This window comes from Candidatus Pantoea persica (assembly GCF_013753875.1).
Taxonomy (GTDB): domain Bacteria; phylum Pseudomonadota; class Gammaproteobacteria; order Enterobacterales; family Enterobacteriaceae; genus Pantoea; species Pantoea persica.
The window spans coordinates 201,074-217,993 of the sequence record NZ_SMDS01000017.1; the positions used below are offsets into that span (position 1 = coordinate 201,074).

The following is a 16,920-nucleotide window of genomic DNA, read 5'->3' on the forward strand; positions in this document are numbered from 1 at the left end:
AAACCACTATAATCACCGCTCAGATCTTACAGGAGCCTTTCATGTCTGCTTTTACCCCGCTCAGCGAAGTCATACTGCGCCACAGTGATGAATTTACCGCCCGCCAAGTCTTATTCGCTGGCGATATGCAGGATGACCTGCCCGCTCAGCTGGAGACCGCCTCGTCGCGCGTGCATACCCAGCAGTATCATCACTGGCAACCCCTAAACCGCTACCTGGGCGATCGGGCGCGCTACGGCCTGGTAGCGACGCAGGAAGAGGTAGAGGACTGCGATACGCTGGTCTACTTCTGGCCGAAGAACAAGCCGGAAGCGCTGTTCCAGCTGACGAACCTGCTGTCGCTGCTGCCGCTGGGCTGCGATATCTTCGTGGTCGGCGAAAACCGCAGCGGCGTGCGCAGCGCCAAAGGCATGGTTGAAGCCTGGACGACGCTGGACAAAATCGACAGCGCGCGCCGCTGCGGCCTCTATCACGGCCGCCTGGAAAGCCAGCCGACCTTCGACCTGGAGCGCTTCCGCGGCAGCTACGATCTCGATCCGCTGACCATCTGCACGCTGCCGGGCGTCTTCAGCCGCGACGATCTCGACGTCGGCAGCGCGCTGCTGCTCACCACCCTGGCACCGCACACCAAAGGCAAGGTGCTGGATATCGGCTGCGGCGCGGGCGTGCTCTCTGCGGTGCTGGCCAACCACTCGCCAGAGGTGCGCCTGACGCTGTGCGACGTGCACGCCGCCGCGATTGAGGCGAGCAAGGCGACGCTGGCCGCCAACAGCTTCGAGGGCGAGGTTTTCCCCAGCAATGTCTTCTCTGACGTCACCGGCCGCTTCGACCTGATCCTCTCCAACCCGCCGTTCCATAAAGGGCGCGAAACCAGCCTGGACGCGGCGCAGACCCTGATCCGCGGCGCGGTGAAGCACCTCAGCAGCGGCGGCGAGCTGCGCATCGTCGCCAACGCATTCCTGCTCTACCCGCAGGTGCTGGACGAGACCTTCGGCAGCCATGAAGTGCTGGCACAAAACGGCCGCTTTAAGGTCTACCGCGCCGTTTACGGCCGCGGCACGCACGCACGCTAAGCCGGCGCGACGGCGGAAACGTTGCTTTTTGCAGCAGTCAGTTCGCCGTCGCGAAATATCTGTTGACGCCGCAGCGAAAATCTCTAAAATTCGCCTCCGTGGTTACAATACTGTCATGTATTGATGGTACGCGAAGGTGGCGGAATTGGTAGACGCGCTAGCTTCAGGTGTTAGTGTCTTAACGGACGTGAGGGTTCAAGTCCCTCTCTTCGCATCGCACCAAGGTTGCCCCTCTCTGCTGGTGTTCCTCATGTTATTCCCTTGCTTTCTTGCTTGCTCTGCCTGTTCCTCTAGTTCACAGCGCATGAAAGTTCACTGAAACGGCCGCGATTCCGCCCGTAAGCGCCAGGCATGACGGCAACAGCAGATAGTTTCGAAAGCGCCGGTGAAACAGCATTGCCACCGTCAGCAGCAGTGCCACAATCATCACCAGCCGCCCCTGGCTAAAGCTTGGCTCCCACAGTGCAATGCACGGCATCGCCGCGCGCAGGGCAACACTACGCCCCAGGCGCTATCCAGTTTTTCCCCCCATTATCCAGCTGACTCCCCGCAGGCAGCAGGCAGTGCCATTAACATCGCGCCGGCCTCAAATGATAAGAATTCGCATTATCATAAGATAACCAATCTCATCTTGCAGTCTGTTTTTTCTTCGCCTGCATGAATGAAAATGAAGATGACAGACCAGTTGGAAAATGCTAGGTTGCGGTCGATAATAGCTTCTATAATATAGAAAATTTGCTCATTATCCGGCAGAAATCTTTGTTTTTGCCGGAATGCGCTTTGATATTTCAAGGCCGATTCGAGTATTAATAATGAAATTACAATCTTACGATGAATTGAAACACAGCAAATATCGGCTTTCGCTGATGCTCTTCCTGTTTTTAAACGTCGCCGTATCGTTTTTTTGTCTGCTTCCTTTTACCGGCAGCCCGGGAACCGAATTGTCCATACCGGTTATTAGTGTCGCCTTATTTAGTGCCACCGCGTTAATTACAAGTTTAATCAGACCCAAACTCAAATTACCTTTATTAAATCCTGTCGCCCTGCTGCTGGGCGCGCTCTAGGCTTGGCATATTTATCATCGCTATCATCAGGTGTTCTATTTTGACGGCAGCTTTTTGATTATCAGCCTGCTCAGCGTCTTTTTTATTAGCGCCATTGCGCTGAGCGACTATCTGGCGGCCTTCTGCCTGCATATCACGCCGCCGGTCGTCACCGTGCTGCTGGATGACGGCGAACATCTGGCGATGCTACTGCTCGCCATTTCTCTGCCGCTGATCGGCTTCTCCCTGCAGCATCTGATACGCCGCCGCGTCAACCGCTTTACCCGCCGCCTGATGCACAAGCTCTATGAAGAGAAATAGACCTTCAGGGATCTCACATGCTCGATCCCCTCACCGGGCTCTATAACCGCCGTGGCCTGAAAAACCGGCTCGACAATATTCAGGAAAACCACGCCGGCAGCCATTTTGTGCTGCTGGATATCGATCATTTCAAGTCGTACAACGACAATTACGGCCGTGCGATGGGTGATCAGGCGCTGGCGAGCGTATCGGTGGCGATCCGGGACGCAGCGCGCTCGCGCGACGTGTGGTGGTACGCTACGGCGGCGAGGAGTTTCTGGTGCTGATGACCCACGTCAACGCCTCTATCGCCATGAAGCTGGCGGAGCTCATCCGTCAGTACGTGCTGGATTTAGCGATTCCCCACCGCTTCAATGAGAAGGTCTCGACCCACGTCACCATCGCCCCATCTTTGACGACGAGTTCGACCAAGCAGTAGCCAACGCCGACCGCGCACTCTACATTGCCAAAAATCAGGGGCGCAATACCATTCTCGCCTAGAACGACCTGCCTCATGCGCGGGTAGTCAGAAACGAAGCGCATTAATCCCCGCCTTAGCGCTCCGCCCGCGCTGCCGCCTGTTCGCTCTCTCTACTGTTTATCGCGCCCCGCTGCGTTAAAAAGCGCCTACTTGTGAATATAACCAAGAACATTATCATTTTTTCTTCTCTGTTTCCAGGGCGCACTACGCAGCATGTCGACCATCAGGCAGCAACCTCAACGCTTTCAGCACGGCCAGCCGATCTTTATGCAGTGCGATCGTTCGCTGGCCTGCGCGATCTGATGCGCGAGCAGCGCAGTTATATGCTGGAAACCATTCACCTTGACGAAGCCGCGCCCGCAGGCGCCCTGACGCTGGCGGAGTGGTTGCGCGCGGCGCACTTTCCCGCGCTGGCGCAGCGCTACGGTGACTATCTCTATAGCCAGCATCTCGATGTCTCGCAGGAGGCGAAGCCGGTGCAGTCGCTCTGGGCTCAGTGGAACTTCGGCCTGCTGCTGCCGCCGCTGATGCTGGCGGAGTTGCGCATGCTCGACTGCTCGCCGCAGCATACCCACGTTGAATTCCACGAGAACGGTCATCCCTGCGCCTTCTGGATCGCCGCGCATGAAGATGAAGAGACGCGCCATCTCAACGCGGCGCAGCGTATCGATCGGCTGATCTAGCAGCATCTGATCCCGGTCGTCAACGCCATCGCGCAGCACGGTGGCATTAACGCCCGGCTGATCTGGAACAATTATGGGCTTTTCCTTTCACTGGTTACTCGGCTAGCTGAAAACGCTGCTGGACGAGGCGACAATACTGCAGCTGGATTAGACGCTGTTTTCTCCAGCCGTCTGCTGAACGGCAGCGATAACCCGCTCTACCGCACCATGCTGCCACGCAACGGCGAAATGGTGCGCCGACAGCGGCTACCAGCACTACCTCATTCCCGACGTTGAGCGCTGCGGCAACTGCACGCTGAGCTAGCCGGCGCATAAAATCCCGCGCACCGGCGCGATTTCTCCCTTTCTCCCGTTTACACTTTTTCCACCTTGTGGCAGTTTTTACGCCTTCGATCAGCATGGAGAAAAAGATGAGCCAAGAGTCGGTACGGCAGCTCTTTGCCAAACACGCACCTGAAATCGACATCCCTGTCGCTGAAGGTGAAAGATGAGGTCGTGCTGACCGTCACGCGCGGCGACGCGCGGCTGGACAACCGCAAGCTGAAATCGGCGCTGGGCGCCAAGGCGCGCATGCTGAGCATGGACGAGATGGTGAACTGGACTGGCCATCCGATCGGCGGCGTCTGCCCGTTTGGGCTGGAAAACCTGCTGAAGGTGTTTTGCGATCTCTCGCTGCGCTATTTTGACGAGGTATTGCCCGCGGCCGTAATTGCCGCTATGCGCCTCGGCGATGTGCGACTGCAGCATGGCGTTGACCGAAGCGATCAGGTTGCCCAGCAGATAGACGAAGCCCGGCAGCACCGCGCGCGCCCTAGCAGGCACCAGCTCGGTCAGCCAGGTTGGCACCACGCCCCACGCGCCCTGCACCACAAACTGCATTAAAAACGCGCCGACGCCAATCGACCAGTCGCCGCTGGAGAAGGCCCAGAGCGGCAGCACCGGCAGCGACGCCAGCATAATCGCCCTTTTCCGCCCGATGCGCTCCGATAGCGCGCCGAAGCAGACGCTGCCCAGCATCGCCGCGATATTGTAGCTGATGGCGATCAGGCTGACGGTGTGGGCGTCAAACTGGTGCTGCACCTTGAGAAAGGTGGGATAGAGATCCTAGGTGCCATGGCTAAAGAAGTTAAAGCAGGCCATCAGCAGCACCAGATAGAGGCAGAGCCGCCAGTGCTGGCGAATAATCGGCAGCAGCGCGCTTGCTCTCCTGGCGCTGACGCGCCGCCAGCCAGACCGGCGATTCAGGCACTTTGAAACAGATAAACGGCAGCAGCAGGATCGGCAGCACGCCGATGAGAAACATGCCGCGCCAGCCCACCGCGTCGAAACGGAGCCCAAAAACTACCGAGGCCAGCAGATAGCCGTACGGGTAAGCCCGCCAGGAAGATGCTAGACATCAGCCCGCGCGAGCGGTCGGGAATGGTTTCCATCGCCAGCGACGAGGCGACGCCCCAGATGCCGCCCATCGCCACGCCATAAATAATGCGAAGGGCGAGAAAGGCGCCGAAGGTCGATGACCAGGCGGAGAGCAGCGAAAACAGCACGATATTGAGCATCAGTATTGGCCGCCGGCCATACTTCTCCGCCAGTCGGCTGAAGAGCAGTGCGCCAAGGGGGCGCACCGCCAGCGTCAGCATAATCGCCAGCGACACGTCGGCGATGGAGTTGTGGAAATAGCTCGCCAGATCGCTCAGCACAAACACCAGTATAAATAAAGTCAAACGCGCCCAGCTGGCGAAGCTGGCAAACGCCACATTCCGCTGGGTCGGGGTCCAGTTAAACATACAGCCATCCTGTCTTTGCTATAGGGACCAGAGGTCCTAAAAGAAGCGTCACAGCCGTAACGGTTACGATATTGTTAAAATTTTGTTTATAGCATTTTGAAAACTAGCGGCGCGCTCATTAACTGGCATCGCTGGCGTCAGGATGTAACTAAGGGTGTCGGCAGATTACAGCGCAGCGGGCGGCGCGGGCCGCCCGGCGGTTAGCGGGAGGAGGTGGAGAACGCCTGTTCGAGAATCGCCAGCAGCAGCGCGTTATCGACATGATCCAGCACATGCACCAGCGCGCCGCAGTCGGCGGGGATATTGACGTCCACGCGCAGCGGCGTGCGGTAGCGCCAGCTTTTGCCCCGCGCCGCGCCGGGGCGCAGTTCAATATCGACGCGGTAGTCGGTGCCGCTGGCGACGTGCTGATTGAGCAGCCAGGCGACGGTCAGCGCGTCGTGGATCCAGCTGCCTAGCAGGCTGCGGGTGCGGACAGAGTAGTCGATTCAGGGCCGCAGGGTTTCGAGCACAAAGTTCGCCAGCGGGCTGTTGCAGGCGGTGATGCGCGCCAGATCCTGCTGCGTCAGAAGCGTCTGGGTGGTGACGTCCATCGGTGCAAGCGTAATGGCCGCGCCGCTGTGCAGTACCTGGTGTGCCGCCTCAGGACCGAGGCCGAAGTTGGTGTCTTTGATACAGTCATCCAGCGCGAAAACGCCGCCCATAATGACGATTTCCGCCTCCGCCATCGCCGGATAGCGCTGCAGCGCGGTCGCCACGTTGGTGAGCGGGCCGATAGCCTCCAGGGTGTCTCGCCCGGGCTGACGCAAATCAGTTTGCCCATCGCGTCGGCGGCGGAAGAGCGCGGCGAATCGCGCTCAACGGAGCGTTGTACCGTCATACTGTTTCCCTGTTTAGCGATTGTAAACGCCCATCTGTAGGTGAAGGATCCCACGGGGACGATGTACTGGTTGGCTACCCCATATTGCGGTCAGCAAAGTATTCCCTAGTGTCAGGATCTTTTTCACTCTGCCGGTGTCGTCACCGGTCGCCTGAAGCAGGCAAAGCACTTAACCTTGTGGGCCAATTTCGCATCGTCCGCCGCGAGTAATCACTGCCCGCAAGTGTATCTATGCGCGTAGATAAATCAAGCAAATTTCGCTATAATTATCAGTTCCTCTACACTATCACTATCTCGACGAGACACATACTATTTGTGTCTTTATTTCAATTAGTTAGTTAAATTCATCTCTTGGATTACAGACGACTGTTGCCTATTGAGACATAACACTTTCACTTAACAATACCTCTGCGCAACCTGTCATTACGGCGCAGGCAAGGTTATCGCCTGAAATCATGACCGGCAGATGATAGGGCGCGGGTTTAGCGCGGCGGCTGGGCGATTTTTACATTTCGCCGCTTTGCAGTAGGCTTAGAAAAAAAACGATTCGAGAGCGCTATAACGATTATCCTGATGCGACACGGCAAACCGGACTATTGCGCAGGCGGGCGGCTCAGCGCGCAGCGCATGGCCGACTGGTGCGAGGCGTACAATCTGGCACTGGTGTGCGACACGCAGCCCGACCGCAGTCTCGCCATTGCGCGCCAGGCGGCGGTGATGGTCTGCAGCCCGCTGCCACGTGCGCGCTCGTCGCTGACGCGGTTGGGTCTGCAGCCAGACGAGAGCGACGCCCTGTTCAGCGAAGTTTCGGTGCCTCGGAGCGCCTGACGCTGCCCAGCGTTGTGTGGCTGGCGCTGCTGCGCCTGCTGTGGCTGTGCGACTATGCGGGACAGAGCGAGTCGCTGCGTCGGGCGCGGACGCGCGCCGCCCAGGCCGCCGAAAAGCTGATTGCGCTCTCCGAGCGCGGCACGGTGCTGCTGCTCGGCCACGGCCTGATGAATAAGATGATTGCCCGCGAGCTGCGCAAGCGCGGCTGGCAGGCGGAGAAACATGCTAGCAGCCGCTACTGGAGCTCGGCGATTTACCACCGCCCTTTTATCTAGGCAGCGTAAAAAGCTCAGCACTTCTCAGCCAGTGCCGACGCGCGGCGTCGCCACGACCTTGCGCTGCGCCAGATCGATAACGCTCAGCGTACCGTCGCCCTCGTTGGCGATCAGCAGCTGCTGATTGTCTGGCGTAAAGCAGCCGTCCATCAGCTTCGCGCCCACCGCAATATCCCCCGGCGGATCAAGCAGATCGTCAAACAGGGTGATCACCGGCTCCTAGTCGCCTATCGCCACCAGCCGTTCGCCGTCGGCGCTGAAGCGCACCACCTGACACGACTGCTGATGGCCGGGCAGCGCCAGCCGCTGGCGCACGCGGTGGCTCTGCCGGTCAATCACGTAGAGATGCGGCGCATCCGCCGCGCTGGCCATCAGATAGGGATGCTTTGGCGACGCTGCAATGCCGGCGATGGGGCCAAGCAGCAGAAATGGTGTCGATGACCCGCCCTTCCGCCTAGCACAGGTCCACCACGGTAATGGTGGCGTCCTCTTCGTTGTCGGTAAACAGCTTGCGCCCGCTGGGCGAAAGCGTCAGGCGGTGCGCGTTATGCAACGGGATCGGAATACGCTTTTCCACCCGTTCGCTGACCGGATCGATCACCGCCACCACCGCGCTCTTTTCGCAGCAGAGATAGACCTTGCCGTCGCGTCCCAGCTGGCCGCTGTGCGGCGCGCGCAGCGAGCTAAGGTTGATAAAGCCACTGATATCGCGCGTCGCCAGATCGATGACCGCCACCTTGTGGCCGGAGTGCGGATTATCGCCGTGGACGCCGTCGCCGTAGATCGGCACACAGGCTTTGCGCCACGGCGTCAGCATCAGCAGCTCATGTGGACGCAGCGGAAAGGCGTTTAGCTCGCGCTCGACGGCGAAGGTGTCGGGATTAAGAAACAGCACGCGGTTGCCCTGCTTGTCCACCGCCAGCAGCCCGTGATTGTTGTCTGACATGCACGCAACTGGCTGCGCTTCGACGGCGGTCTGTTCTGGGAGGCAGACGACTTGTCCGGCACCTAGACGCGCCATGCGTATGAAAAAGCGCACGGCTACGACTCGTGGCTAGTGACGCGCGACAGCCTGGCGCAGGCCGATGCGCAAGTCGAGGCGGCGGCGCTACCGCAGGCGGCGATTTTCAATTCCGGCGAAGGCTGGGTCAGCCTGCCGCACCTGGTGGCGTATCTGGCGCAGCAGTTGCGCGCGCTGGGCGGCGAGATCGTCGAACACGCCGGAAAATGTGAGGTGCTGCGCGACGGCCAGCGCGCTAGCGGCGTCAGGCTGGCAAGCGGCAACACGCTGTACGCCGACGCGGTGCTGGTCGCCTGCAGCCCCGCCACGCCCGACATGGTCGCGCCGCTTGGCGTTACCATTCCCAACGGTTTGCTCGTTTCGATGCTGGTGATCACTGAACCGGGCACACACGGGCTGAAGGCGGTACTGAATACGCCGCGCGCCGCAGTGCGCCCCAACCCCGGCAACACCCTGGCACTGGATCATGACTGGTATGAAGAAGCTATTCAGCCGTAGGCCGACGGCAGCTATACCATCGACGAAGGCGTGGTGGCGCAGCTCGCCGCCAAGGCGAGCAAGCTGATTAAAAGGCGAGCCGCTGCGCGCCGACAGCTGAAAGCCGGGATTAAAACCGATCCCTGGCGACGGCGAGCCGGGTTGCTTTGTCGCCTTTACCCACTCCGGCGCCACGCTGGCGCTGATTGTGGGCGAGCTGCTGGCGGAGGAGATGGTGACGGGCAAGAAGCAGCCGATGCTGGCGAGCTTCCGGCCGGAACGTTTCGCATAAAAAGCTGGTCGCGTGACCGGCTTCAACCTGCACATAATGCCCACACGCGGGTGACAGGCATTCACGCCTTCTTCACCCGCGTCAGCGCGCTTAGCCGCGACAGTAGATGTCGCCCGACTCCGCCTTGAGGATTTTGCCGACGTCGTTGGTGATCAGCAGGTAGTTGCCGCCGATATAGGTCCAGTGGCTGCCGGTTTCCGGCGCGGGCAGGTTGCGCTTCTGCCACTCGACGATGGTGTAGGATTTGTTGAGGTACTGCTGCGGCACGTTGTCGCCGATTTTGTAATCTTTATAGTCGATGATGATGCGGTTGAGCTCGTAGTTCGACTGCGCCGACGGGCTGCCGGCATTGGCGTCCGGCGCTGGCGCGCTGCCCGCTTCCGGCTCTTCAGCGTTTGGTCCCAGCGGCGGCTGGCCGCTGCTGTCTGACGCGTCGCCCTGCGGCTGCGCGTCGGCATGCTGGATCTGCGGCGGCGGCGGCACGCTGTCGGCTGCTTCGCCTTCGGCCTGTGCAGCGGGAACAAGGCTCAGCGAGCCAAACAGTAATCCCGAGAAAAAGAGTGCGTTCTGGGTCCTGCGCATAGTGTTTTCCAAGTTAGTTGATTTTGCAGACAGTAGACCAGATAAAGACACTCTGTACAGCCTCTCAGTTCCATAGTAAAGCAGGAAAGGTTCTTATAACCGTCTCTGCAGCAATAAAACCGCCACATCAAGATTGGTTTCTGCAGCTTTGGCTCAGCGATGGAACAGCGCCAGCTCTCTTGGTATTTCGGCTAAACGGCCAGGCGGAAAAGCTGTAAGGATCTCGCAGCGTTTATCCAGCAGCGACTCCACCGAGGCGCAATTGCCCTTATACCAGCCGCGGCGGGTGGTCAGCAGGATAAAGCCCTGTCCCTCCTCAAAGGTGTTGGGTGTCAGCGCCACGCTATACTCCGCCAGCTGCGGCAGCGACAGATGAAAATGGCGCGTCACCGAGACGATGGGATAGCTCCCCATCGCCGCTGGCTGCACGACGCGGCGGGCATAGTAAGTATGCTTCAGCAGGCGGTCGGGCAACGGCCGCCACTCCTCACTAATACTAATGTATGGTCGCTCGGCCTGCAGCTGGCGGCGCACATCTTCCCGCAGACAGGTCAGATGGATATGCAGCTGGTTCTAGCTGCGTCCGTAAGCGGAGTTAATCGCCAGCCCCAGCCTATCGTCAGGAACGGCGGCACCATAAGCCGCCATCAGGCGATAGCGCATCAGCCAGGCGTAGCCGAAGTAGTCGGTGCGCCCCGCGCGCGACAGAGCGATGCTCTCCATACCCAACATCGCGAGGTTTGGCACCAGGATAAAGTTGTAGGGATAGCGGGGATTTTGCAGGATGCTAAAGCCCTGCTCTTTATCCTTGCGGCTGATAGATTTGCTGGTACGGCGCCGGATCACGCCGAAGGTCGTAGTTGGTCATGCAGTGATCCTGCGTGACCATCCACAGCGTATCGGAGCGCGCGCAGCCGGTCAGCAGAAACGCCATGGCAGAGAGAATCAATCCTCGATATAACTCAAGTCGCCTAGGGTCAGCCAGTGGTTTGAGTGGTGCTGCGCATCACGCAGGTGATGTTTTCAGGACAAGATAAGCGATCTTGCCGTCTGGATGTTAACTCAGGCTCGGCCAGCTGAATCACTCTTTCTCATCTCAAAAAAGCGGGTACAGCACATAGAATTGTGCTAATTTCTCAATATAAAACTTCTGCGGAATTATGTAAAAGAAACGCTGAGCGGAGCAGCGACGGTGAATTCGCTATCCGGCAGCGTCCTAATGGTTTCTCTCAGGAGAAAAAGATTTATGAATAAACGTCTCATACTGGTGCTGGTTGCCTGCGGCTTATCAGCCTGTAGTTACGATGACCGCGAGGGGAACAGAATGCCGGATACTAGCCGACGCGTTATGCCGGGTATTCTCCAGTCGGTCACGCCTTCGCAGCAGCGAGCCATTATGTCGGGCGAGCGGCCCGACTGGACGGAGGTGCCGCCGGTAAAGATTCCGCGTCGTTAAAAAGGCTAATGCGGGCTGCTTACTGTTTTACCGTGAGTACTGAGCTGGGGTACGGCTGTTCGATAAACTTCGGCAGTCATCCCCTGCTGCCAGGCATTGATCACCGGACGCAGCTGCGGCAGCGCCTCTGACCAGAGGTTGGGTTTCTGCTAGACGCCTTTACGCCGCATCGTCTGGCTGCAGCAGCAGCGGTTCGCAATCCGTACTGATATCGAACTGCTCGCGCTGTTCACATTGTACTCCACACCAGCCAGGTTGTAGCCGCGGAAGTGCGGCAAGTGGAGCATCGAGACGCGCAGCTTCTCTTTCTGCGGCAGGTCAAAAAAAGGCGCGCGTGATGCTCTGCACGTTCTGCTGCAGCTGCGGGTTGATGTCGTGATTGATGAGGTAGAAAAAGTCCACGTCGCGCACGCTTTCGCGCAGACGGGTTAGGAAGTCAGTTTGTTCAGTTTCGATACCGGCGAGTTGCGCCAGATCCAGCACCGGTAAGCTTGTCCAGATCATTGTGCGTTTTCCAGAAGGATGCCGGGATGTACCCTCGCAATAATAAAACGCATCGGCAAATAGTGAAACGCTGTATGTTATCGCTAGGGGTCTTTTGAAGAAGTTGAGGAAAGGATGTTCGGGAATGGGATTTGGAAAGCGCATCAATAAAGATGCCATGATAAATTAACGACATTGAAAGGGATTTTTACCTCCCTCTAAACGACACATTAGGCTATACTTCTTTCATTCCATGCGTCAGTATATTGAATATTTCCACCACAATACTTCTAGATTATTTTTTCATAGCGTAACTCAACCCGTTCCATATGATTGCATTTTTCGACAGTTTTGGTGTTATACATAACAGGATTCACATCAACAATCTTGACACCTTCGAGTAGCATATTAAAATATTCAAAATCTTGTTTTGCATCATTAATCTTATACCATTTCACTTCGGCACTTTGTAAAGACGGCCCTGTTGCAACTGCTTTGTATAGATATGGACTTAAACTATCGAATTTTCTATTACTACACAGGAGCATGAATTCGCGTTGCAGTTATTTTTCCAGCGCTATTGTCAGTCGGTATGTGTAATCCATGACTAAAACCTATAATCTCTATACTTCCTTCACGATCTGATACATCAGAGGATCCTTTTATTAAGGCACCTCCATCATCTTTAAGCCAAAGGTGAGAAGGAATAGCCATAACTGAACTCCTTTTTAGTCATATAACCAGTAACCCGCTTTTGCCGATTTAGCGAGCATTTTTAATGTAATGCGGTTCTGGCTTAACTCAACGCCATTTTCGCTCTTTAGAACGTAAGATATTCAAGGGAAAAACGGCTTCTTCGTTAGGCCAGTATTTGTTAAAAGAGAATTTTTTCTGTCCACATTGAAGCACCTGAAATAGTCATCAAGTATTTCCATGGCATCCTCATCTGCCCAAGGATCTTTTCCGGTAAAGAGGCTTGTCTCTAAAGTCAATGCTGGTTTTAAAAAAAGGCAATACACGACCGTTCCAGTTTTTTTCATACTATTCCATTATCTGTTTTTCAATGTTATGTAAGTCAATCATAAAACTTCTACCAGATACGATCGGATGGATGTGCAATCATATTATATTTATTAATCGATTTATAGAAAATAATCGCAACATCACCTGCAAGAACGCCCCATCCCACCAGAGGAATCGTCCTGCCTACAAATGTGCCTAATCGTTGCGTCATTACTCTTTTTGCATGAGGAGGATAGCCGATCCAGGTGGGTAATCTAACTGGTATCATACGGCCTCTGAATAAACGCCTTGAATAAATCGATGCGACAGAGGCTTCAGGGGTTGCGCCTGCCAGTTTACTCACAACAGTAATACTATTTGATCCAAGATCGATGACGGTGACGGTGACGGTGACGGTGACGGCCGCTATATCAGAAATCCCAAAATGACCTAAGGTCTCATCAATCATAATCCAGAAAAAAATTTACCAGCACTCAAATTTGATGAGCCATCATAAAAATAGGTTCAGTTTAATTCCTCAACTGAATCTATCATGAATCCCTTCGTCATTTCGTGAGAATGGAAATCATAATAAATAATATTGAATCATTTTAGCTGCGTCAGATTTTTGTTGATATCAAATGACGCTCGCCATTATAAAAAGGTTATTGTACCAAGGGGAAGAAAATTAACTCATTCATATATTCCTCATGTGTTTCAATGTTTTTTGATGAAAAGCACCTGCATATATTCTTTACCTAAACACTTAATCAGACGTAATGAATATGTAAAAAAATAACTTCGATTATTTCTCTTTGCTGACAGGATGCATTTTTTCCCCTGTTATGCAAAACTGTCACTTGTTTCGTTAATCAGGAAGCCATTTACGCGCCAGCGCGAGCGACGCGTCGATATCACCGGCTGTCGCAACAGCCTGAACGGCTACCAAAAAGGACGCTGCTTCTACTGCTATCGGCCGGTCAGCCTTGAGCGCGGCCACGCGGAGCTCACCGATGTCGATCACTTTATTCCCTATTCCCTATTCCCTATTCCCTATTCCCTGGGCGGCGCGAGACCAGGTGCCGAACCTTAACGGCGTCTGGAATCTGGTGCTGGCGTGTCAGAGCTGCAATCGCTGCAAGGAAGGCAAGTTCGCCCATCTCCCGTCGCAGCAGCTGCAGGAACGGTTGCATAAGCGAAACGAGTATTTTATTAACAGCCATCTGCCGCTGCGCGAGACGCTGATTCGGCAGACCGGCAACAGTGAAGCGATGTGGCGCAGCTTTCTGGCATCAGGCTGGCAGGCGGCGCGCAGCGTTCCATATCTGGCAGCCTCGGGCTTGTGGAGAAGCCTTATTTTGAGTACGCAACGCTATTATCAGTGCAATGCTCAGCAGTTCTTCGAGAGCACGGTCGCGGTTGATATGGCAGAGATTCGCGATAGCTTCACTGCCCTGCTCCCTGCGCACGGCTCTGTTCTGGATGACGGTTGTGGTTCAGGACGCTATGCTAAGGCCTTTATTGAACAAGGATTTCAGGTAGAAGCGTTTGATGCCTCGCCTGAGCTGGCTGAGCTGGCTGAGCTGGCTGAGCTGGCTGAGCTGGCTGAGCTGGCTGAGCTGGCGAGTCAGCATAGCGGCTTGCCGGTTCAGGTAATGCGGTTTCAGGAACTGGATGTGTCTGCGCGCTATGACGGGATCTGGTGCTGCGCATCGATGCTGCATGTGCCGCGAGCGGAGCTGCCGGCGGTGTTCAGGCGGCTGGCGCAGGCGTTGAAGGCTGATGGCGTGCTGTATGCGTCCTTTAGGTATGGTCAGGGCGAGCGGGAAGATAATGGGCGGGTGTTTACGGATATGCGCGAGGGAGAGATTGCGGGAATGTTGAGGAGGATTGGTGGGGATGAGCTGGAGGTGATGAAGGAATGGTTGAGTGAAGATCGGCTAAAGGAAAGAAGCAATCGGTGGGTGAAGGTGTTCGTTGGGAAAATAGGTTAGCGGATTTCTGATAAAGAATATTGCTTTGGGCTAGCGCAAAAGTGATATTCCCAGCAGGCGATCTTCAGCAGTTTAGGGTGTTGATGGAAGCAATCGCTTCCTGATATTTAACCGCTCCCGATGCTGTGCCAGGAGCGGTTTTCCATTCAGGCGGCTTTCTGTTTACTTGCAATGACTTTGATAAATTCCAGCACCTGCTTTTGTTTCCGCGCCGACAGCTTGCACACCTAGCGCAGCGACTGCATTAGTTCAGTCTTTGCTGCTGGGCTGTGAGCACAATGCAGCCTTTCATTACCTTCACCTCTACCGCTGTGCCACTGGCAAAATCGGCAGCTTCCAGCCATTGTCCTTTCATGGTGATGGCGGGAGAGCTCGACTGTAATCTGGATAGCGACTCGCATAGCCAACGTTTATTTGGCGATTATTTGCCGGGAAGACATCTGGTTCAGTCGGTTGTGCAATAGAATGCGTGTCAGTCATGATTACTATTCCCTATAAATAGTGATTGTGATTAGCGGCGCGGGGTGTGTTGCAGCACATCCACTCCGCGCTAAATATCTATATATATCATCAGAAAATGAAAAATAAGTCCAGATTGAAGTGGGTTAAAATATGCTTTTTCTGAAATAATTTTAATATATAGATGAGAAATTTTTTTAGACTTAAAGAATAAAAAGTACCCGGGAAATTGCGCCCAAAAATCATGTTTTTTTACATCAGGCGATCTATCTTAAAAACCTCATATTGAATAAAATCCTTACCTGGCTGCTGACGGCTTTGCCGCAGGGCTAATTAAACCATTCAGCCTGGCTTTCAACAGTTCTCAATAGGATTGTCGGTCTTTTCTGCTCCTCGCTTACTGTGCAAATAATCACTATTGCTTGATTCTGGTCAATTCTGACAGCCGACTGACGTGTACATTCCTGAATGTTTATTCACCAGAAAGGGAGTTCAGGTTATGGCAATACCCGTTTATCTGTGGCTTTACGATGAAGAAGATGATTTGGTCAGAGGTGACGTAGACATTAATAGGCGTGAAGGTAGTATTGAAATTGTGGGCATACAGCATGACGTGTTTCTACCCACTGACGATTTGACGGGGCAACGACCGCAATGCGCCAGCATGAGGCATATACATTCGAAAAAGAAATTGACCGCTCTTCGCCTCTGCCATTACCGCTCACGAACAATGGTCAGATCACTGACAAAAGCGATCTTCAGGTATTACCACATCAACTATAACGGCATGGAAGAAGAATATTTCAATATTATACTCGAAAACGTAAAGATATGCCACGTTGTGCCCATCATGTTTGATATAAAAGATCCAGACTTCAAAAAGCATAGACATATTGAGCACGTTGGCCTGCGCTACGAAAAAATAACCTGGAACTATGTAGACGGCAACAATCCAGCACACTGAAAGCTGGAAAGAGCGTAAAACCGCATAAGGAAATCATTATGGCACACTGGACTTATAAGTAAAGCACAGGTGAACTTTTCAAAAACGACAAACTTATCGATAAAGGCTATTCTGGTGTCTTAACCAATAAAAATAATCCCGATTGAGAACAGGTCAGAGGAATGGGCCCCATTCCTCGTGGAAAGTGGGAAATTGGCCGCATACTAACAGCAAAGGTCCGCTGACTATCACCTTGGTCCATGTAAGCGGCAATGCCTACAGACGTGATATGAGTAATTTCCGTATGCATGGAAAAAGAGTTCATGGCGTCCCTGGATTAGCATCTGAGGGCTGTATCATTATGGGTCGTGCTATGCGGTTACTCGTAAGCAAAGATATCGGGGCAACGCTGGAGGTTGTGCGATGATTAAAAGGGCATTGCTGGCTATAGTGTTTTCGCCATCGTTAAGCAATGCAGCGGATCTTCCAAGAAGTGAATTTGCAGCTCCAGGACATTTTGTTAAAGGAATGCTTCTCGCAAGCATTAAAAACGATCTCGGTATCGACCTGACTACAATTCAGTATAATAAAACTTCTGTCGAACTATTAAGTATCAAACCGGTATCTGAGCTGTTTGCCCGGAAGCTTGCCATTGCTGACAGCAAAGAGAATCCAGAGCTTGCTGAGAAAGATTATTACGACATATACCGTAATGGTCATGTACTGACCGTAACGGCTAAATACACATTTACTGACAGGGAAAATAAACGGGATGAATTTATCTCTTCAGCATTAGTAAACGATGATGAATGCTCGGTAAAATACAACGACTATATAACGCTATCCCGCGAGTTCTGAATAATG

At 54.5% G+C, this 16,920-nt stretch carries 14 protein-coding genes, 1 tRNA gene and 11 pseudogenes; 13 read left to right on the forward strand and 13 right to left on the reverse strand.

Annotated features, from left to right (window positions below; genetic code table 11):
- Positions 1–41 precede the first annotated feature (41 nt).
- The gene (gene rsmC, locus EIO60_RS07910; RefSeq protein ID WP_258576442.1) at positions 42–1,073 is read left to right on the forward strand and encodes a 16S rRNA (guanine(1207)-N(2))-methyltransferase RsmC; all 1,032 of its coding nucleotides are present in this window, start codon (positions 42–44) and stop codon (positions 1,071–1,073) included.
- Positions 1,074–1,203: 130 nt separating this feature from the next.
- Positions 1,204–1,287 (forward strand) — tRNA-Leu (locus tag EIO60_RS07915).
- Between the two features lie 81 nt (positions 1,288–1,368).
- Here the strand turns inward: EIO60_RS07915 and EIO60_RS07920 are convergent.
- A pseudogene (locus tag EIO60_RS07920) lies at positions 1,369–1,605 on the reverse strand (DUF1435 domain-containing protein).
- Between the two features lie 280 nt (positions 1,606–1,885).
- Between EIO60_RS07920 and EIO60_RS07925 the strand changes: the two are divergent.
- The 3 genes and pseudogenes from EIO60_RS07925 to EIO60_RS07935 form a co-directional block, all read left to right on the forward strand.
- Positions 1,886–2,917: pseudogene (locus EIO60_RS07925) on the forward strand (GGDEF domain-containing protein).
- A 252-nt stretch (positions 2,918–3,169) separates the two neighbouring features.
- The gene (locus EIO60_RS16645; RefSeq protein WP_258576443.1) at positions 3,170–3,580 is read left to right on the forward strand and encodes an IucA/IucC family C-terminal-domain containing protein; all 411 of its coding nucleotides are present in this window, start codon (positions 3,170–3,172) and stop codon (positions 3,578–3,580) included.
- A gap of 410 nt (positions 3,581–3,990) precedes the next feature.
- Positions 3,991–4,306: pseudogene (locus tag EIO60_RS07935) on the forward strand (YbaK/EbsC family protein); the annotation flags it as partial.
- Positions 4,307–4,357: 51 nt separating this feature from the next.
- Here EIO60_RS07935 and EIO60_RS17275 read toward each other — a convergent pair.
- From EIO60_RS17275 to EIO60_RS07945, 4 genes and pseudogenes are all read right to left on the reverse strand, one after another.
- Positions 4,358–4,660 (reverse strand): annotated as a pseudogene (locus tag EIO60_RS17275) (MFS transporter); the annotation flags it as partial.
- Positions 4,661–4,706: 46 nt separating this feature from the next.
- A complete protein-coding gene (locus EIO60_RS17280; protein ID WP_508278746.1) occupies positions 4,707–4,883 on the reverse strand; it encodes a hypothetical protein in 177 nt (58 codons plus the stop codon).
- Positions 4,822–5,364, reverse strand: a complete 543-nt coding sequence (locus tag EIO60_RS17285; protein WP_508278747.1) for an MFS transporter — start codon at positions 5,362–5,364, stop codon at positions 4,822–4,824. Before EIO60_RS17285 ends, EIO60_RS17280 begins: the two co-directional genes overlap by 62 nt.
- Before the next feature lie 200 nt (positions 5,365–5,564).
- A pseudogene (locus EIO60_RS07945) lies at positions 5,565–6,199 on the reverse strand (nucleoside hydrolase); the annotation flags it as partial.
- A gap of 618 nt (positions 6,200–6,817) precedes the next feature.
- On the opposite strand from EIO60_RS07945, the gene EIO60_RS07950 reads away from it, so the two are divergent.
- Together EIO60_RS07950 and EIO60_RS07955 are read left to right on the forward strand one after the other, a co-directional pair.
- Positions 6,818–7,072 (forward strand): hypothetical protein, encoded by a 255-nt coding sequence (locus EIO60_RS07950; RefSeq protein ID WP_258576562.1) that lies wholly within the window; start codon positions 6,818–6,820, stop codon positions 7,070–7,072.
- Complete coding sequence (locus EIO60_RS07955; protein WP_258576545.1) at positions 6,967–7,347, forward strand: histidine phosphatase family protein; 381 nt, start codon at positions 6,967–6,969, stop codon at positions 7,345–7,347. The genes EIO60_RS07950 and EIO60_RS07955 overlap by 106 nt, the downstream gene beginning before the upstream one ends.
- Positions 7,348–7,371: 24 nt before the next feature.
- On the opposite strand, the pseudogene EIO60_RS07960 reads toward EIO60_RS07955, so the two are convergent.
- Positions 7,372–8,293 (reverse strand): annotated as a pseudogene (locus EIO60_RS07960) (beta-propeller fold lactonase family protein).
- A gap of 111 nt (positions 8,294–8,404) precedes the next feature.
- On the opposite strand from EIO60_RS07960, the gene EIO60_RS07965 reads away from it, so the two are divergent.
- A complete protein-coding gene (locus EIO60_RS07965; protein WP_258576444.1) occupies positions 8,405–8,866 on the forward strand; it encodes an FAD-dependent oxidoreductase in 462 nt (153 codons plus the stop codon).
- A gap of 361 nt (positions 8,867–9,227) precedes the next feature.
- Here the strand turns inward: EIO60_RS07965 and EIO60_RS07970 are convergent, their stop codons facing one another.
- The gene (locus EIO60_RS07970; protein WP_258576445.1) at positions 9,228–9,719 is read right to left on the reverse strand and encodes an RcnB family protein; all 492 of its coding nucleotides are present in this window, start codon (positions 9,717–9,719) and stop codon (positions 9,228–9,230) included.
- Between the two features lie 153 nt (positions 9,720–9,872).
- A pseudogene (locus EIO60_RS07975) lies at positions 9,873–10,653 on the reverse strand (CDP-diacylglycerol pyrophosphatase).
- Between the two features lie 390 nt (positions 10,654–11,043).
- Here EIO60_RS07975 and EIO60_RS07980 point away from each other — a divergent pair.
- Positions 11,044–11,175, forward strand: a complete 132-nt coding sequence (locus EIO60_RS07980) for a hypothetical protein (RefSeq protein ID WP_258576446.1) — start codon at positions 11,044–11,046, stop codon at positions 11,173–11,175.
- A 318-nt stretch (positions 11,176–11,493) separates the two neighbouring features.
- Here EIO60_RS07980 and EIO60_RS07985 read toward each other — a convergent pair whose 3' ends face one another.
- From EIO60_RS07985 to EIO60_RS08000, 4 genes and pseudogenes are all read right to left on the reverse strand, one after another.
- Positions 11,494–11,679: a 2-oxoglutarate and iron-dependent oxygenase domain-containing protein gene (locus tag EIO60_RS07985; RefSeq protein ID WP_258576447.1), complete on the reverse strand. Its 186-nt coding sequence runs from the start codon at positions 11,677–11,679 to the stop codon at positions 11,494–11,496.
- A 269-nt stretch (positions 11,680–11,948) separates the two neighbouring features.
- A pseudogene (gene tssD, locus EIO60_RS07990) lies at positions 11,949–12,372 on the reverse strand (type VI secretion system tube protein TssD).
- 14 nt (positions 12,373–12,386) lie between these two features.
- On the reverse strand, positions 12,387–12,494 hold the full coding sequence (locus EIO60_RS16140; protein ID WP_309484701.1) for a DUF1493 family protein: 108 nt from the start codon (positions 12,492–12,494) through the stop codon (positions 12,387–12,389).
- Between the two features lie 254 nt (positions 12,495–12,748).
- Positions 12,749–13,158: pseudogene (locus EIO60_RS08000) on the reverse strand (STM2901 family protein).
- Positions 13,159–13,543: 385 nt separating this feature from the next.
- Here EIO60_RS08000 and EIO60_RS17160 point away from each other — a divergent pair.
- Both EIO60_RS17160 and EIO60_RS16150 read left to right on the forward strand, forming a co-directional pair.
- Positions 13,544–14,022 (forward strand): annotated as a pseudogene (locus EIO60_RS17160) (HNH endonuclease family protein); the annotation flags it as partial.
- A gap of 62 nt (positions 14,023–14,084) precedes the next feature.
- Positions 14,085–14,654 (forward strand): class I SAM-dependent methyltransferase, encoded by a 570-nt coding sequence (locus tag EIO60_RS16150; protein WP_309484702.1) that lies wholly within the window; start codon positions 14,085–14,087, stop codon positions 14,652–14,654.
- A 146-nt stretch (positions 14,655–14,800) separates the two neighbouring features.
- Here the strand turns inward: EIO60_RS16150 and symE are convergent.
- Positions 14,801–15,134: pseudogene (gene symE / locus EIO60_RS08015) on the reverse strand (endoribonuclease SymE).
- Positions 15,135–15,612: 478 nt separating this feature from the next.
- On the opposite strand from symE, the gene tssD (EIO60_RS08020) reads away from it, so the two are divergent.
- Positions 15,613–16,077 (forward strand): type VI secretion system tube protein TssD, encoded by a 465-nt coding sequence (tssD, locus tag EIO60_RS08020; RefSeq protein ID WP_258576451.1) that lies wholly within the window; start codon positions 15,613–15,615, stop codon positions 16,075–16,077.
- A gap of 402 nt (positions 16,078–16,479) precedes the next feature.
- Positions 16,480–16,914 carry a Shiga toxin A subunit gene (locus EIO60_RS08030; protein WP_258576452.1) on the forward strand — a complete coding sequence of 145 codons (435 nt, stop codon included), beginning with the start codon at positions 16,480–16,482 and terminating at the stop codon, positions 16,912–16,914.
- Positions 16,915–16,920: the final 6 nt, after the last annotated feature.

Excerpts from the sequence above, each read along its gene's own strand:
- rsmC (WP_258576442.1), top strand. The coding sequence starts at position 42 with ATGTCTGCTTTTACCCCGCTCAGCGAAGTCATACTGCGCCACAGTGAT.
- EIO60_RS17280 (WP_508278746.1), bottom strand. The coding sequence starts at position 4,883 with ATGTTTCTCATCGGCGTGCTGCCGATCCTGCTGCTGCCGTTTATCTGT.
- EIO60_RS17285 (WP_508278747.1), bottom strand. The coding sequence starts at position 5,364 with ATGTTTAACTGGACCCCGACCCAGCGGAATGTGGCGTTTGCCAGCTTC.
- EIO60_RS07950 (WP_258576562.1), top strand. The coding sequence starts at position 6,818 with ATGCGACACGGCAAACCGGACTATTGCGCAGGCGGGCGGCTCAGCGCG.
- EIO60_RS07970 (WP_258576445.1), bottom strand. The coding sequence starts at position 9,719 with ATGCGCAGGACCCAGAACGCACTCTTTTTCTCGGGATTACTGTTTGGC.
- EIO60_RS07980 (WP_258576446.1), top strand. The coding sequence starts at position 11,044 with ATGCCGGATACTAGCCGACGCGTTATGCCGGGTATTCTCCAGTCGGTC.
- EIO60_RS07985 (WP_258576447.1), bottom strand. The coding sequence starts at position 11,679 with ATGATCTGGACAAGCTTACCGGTGCTGGATCTGGCGCAACTCGCCGGT.
- EIO60_RS16150 (WP_309484702.1), top strand. The coding sequence starts at position 14,085 with ATGGCAGAGATTCGCGATAGCTTCACTGCCCTGCTCCCTGCGCACGGC.
- tssD (WP_258576451.1), top strand. The coding sequence starts at position 15,613 with ATGGCAATACCCGTTTATCTGTGGCTTTACGATGAAGAAGATGATTTG.
- EIO60_RS08030 (WP_258576452.1), top strand. The coding sequence starts at position 16,480 with ATGATTAAAAGGGCATTGCTGGCTATAGTGTTTTCGCCATCGTTAAGC.